The 1,709-nt window shown below is 73.1% G+C and carries 2 protein-coding genes; both read right to left on the bottom strand.

Translation table 11 applies throughout. The features are described 5' to 3' along the window. Nucleotides 1-487: 487 nt before the first annotated feature. Nucleotides 488-991, bottom strand: coding sequence for a Holliday junction resolvase RuvX (gene ruvX / locus CFP71_RS42365; protein ID WP_093939450.1), 504 nt, complete (start codon nt 989-991; stop codon nt 488-490). Beyond that, nucleotides 984-1,709, bottom strand: a 726-nt coding sequence (locus CFP71_RS42370) for a DHHA1 domain-containing protein (protein WP_244200048.1), incomplete at its 5' end; no start/stop codon positions are given. The genes ruvX and CFP71_RS42370, both read right to left, overlap by 8 nt.

A 1,709-nucleotide genomic window follows, 5' to 3' on the forward strand; every position in this document is an offset into this window, starting at 1 on the left:
GGGGGAATGATGTCGGTCGGCCGCTCGTCCGGGAGCGGGCCGTCGTCCTCGCGGCGCCTGCGGCGGCCGGGACGGGGAGGCTCGTCCTGGGCGTAGGCGGGTACGCCAAGACCCCGGTCACCCGGCTGGGGGGACCGCCGCTGCGGTGCGGGAGGCGGTGGTGGCTGTTGTGGTGGCGGGGCCGCGGGTTCGGTGGCCCGCCGCTGCGGGGCCGGACGCTGCGCGCGGGGCCGCGGTTCGTCGTCGGCCCTGCGCGCACGCGGAGGCTCTTCGGGGGACCGGCGGGCGCGAGGCGGCGGTTCTTCCGCCGAACGCCGTACACGCGGCGCGGGCGGGGCCTCGGGGGGTTCCTGCCGGACGTGCCGCCGGCCCGTCGGCTGGGGTTCGGGCCTGCGACGGGGCGGGGCCGGTGGCGGGCTGGCCTCTTCAGGCTCCCGCAACCGTCGTCTACCGCCCTGACGGCGTTCGGGCCGGCCGTGGGGCTCGGTCATGTGTCGCCCTTCCGTGCGCGATGTGCCGCTACCGCGTCGATCCACGCCTGCAGGATCTCGACCGCGGCCGCCTGATCGACGACGGCACGAAGCTTGCGTCCCTTCACCCCACGCTGCGACAGCATCCTGGATGCCGTCACCGTGGTCAACCGCTCGTCGGCCAGCCGCACCGGCACCGGAGCGATCCTGGCCGCGACCTTTTCCGCGTAGTCCAGCGCCGCTTCGGCCGCCGGACCGTGGCGGTCCTTGAGCGTCCGCGGCAGCCCGACGACGACTTCGACCACGTCGTGTTCCGTGACGAGTTCGACGAGCTGGTCGACGTCCTTGTCGCCAGTCACGTCGCGAGTGAGGGTAACGAGCGGGCTCGCGAGGATGGGGTCGGGATCGCTGAGCGCGATCCCGACCCGGACGGATCCGACATCCACCCCGAGCCGCCTGCCGCGCCCCGGATCGGACTCTCCGGGCCGATCCGGGCGCCGCTGAGGGGCGTCGTCAGCCAACTTCGGCGACCGCCGCGCGCAGTGAGGCGATGGCCTGCTCGGCCCCGGCCGGGTTGGTGCCGCCGCCCTGGGCCATGTCCGGCTTGCCGCCGCCACGGCCGCCGATCGCCTCGGCGAACGACGGGACCAGCTTGCCCGCCGCGATGCCCTTCTCCTGCGCCGCCTTCGTGGTGGCGACGACGAAAGCGACCTTCTCGCCCTGAGGCGCGAACAGCGCCACGATGCCTGGACGGTTACCGAGCCTGCCGCGGATGTCCTGGGCCAGCGCGCGCAGACCGTTCGAATCGACGCCCTCGCCGAGTTTCTCCGCGACGACCGCGATCCCGCCGATGTCCTCGGCCTTGTCCGCGAGCGAGCCCGCCGAACCGAGCACCTGCTGGGTGCGCAGCTGCTCGATCTCCTTCTCGGCGTTCTTCAGCCTGGTGAGCACGTCGTCGATCCGCGACGGCAGCTGCTCCGACGGCACCTTGAAGGTGCTCGCGAGCTGCGAAACGAGCAGCTGCTCCTTGCGGACGTACTTGAGCGCGTCCGTGCCGACCAGCGCCTCGACCCGGTGCACGCCGGAACCGATGGACGAGTCGCCCACCAGCTTCACCAGGCCGAGCTGGCCGATGCGGTCGACGTGGGTGCCACCGCAGAGTTCGCGGGAGTACTCGCCCATGTCGACGACGCGGACGTCGTTGCCGTACTTCTCGCCGAACAGCGCGACCGCGCCCAG

Source organism: Amycolatopsis thailandensis (genome assembly GCF_002234405.1).
Taxonomy (GTDB): Bacteria; Actinomycetota; Actinomycetes; order Mycobacteriales; family Pseudonocardiaceae; genus Amycolatopsis; species Amycolatopsis thailandensis.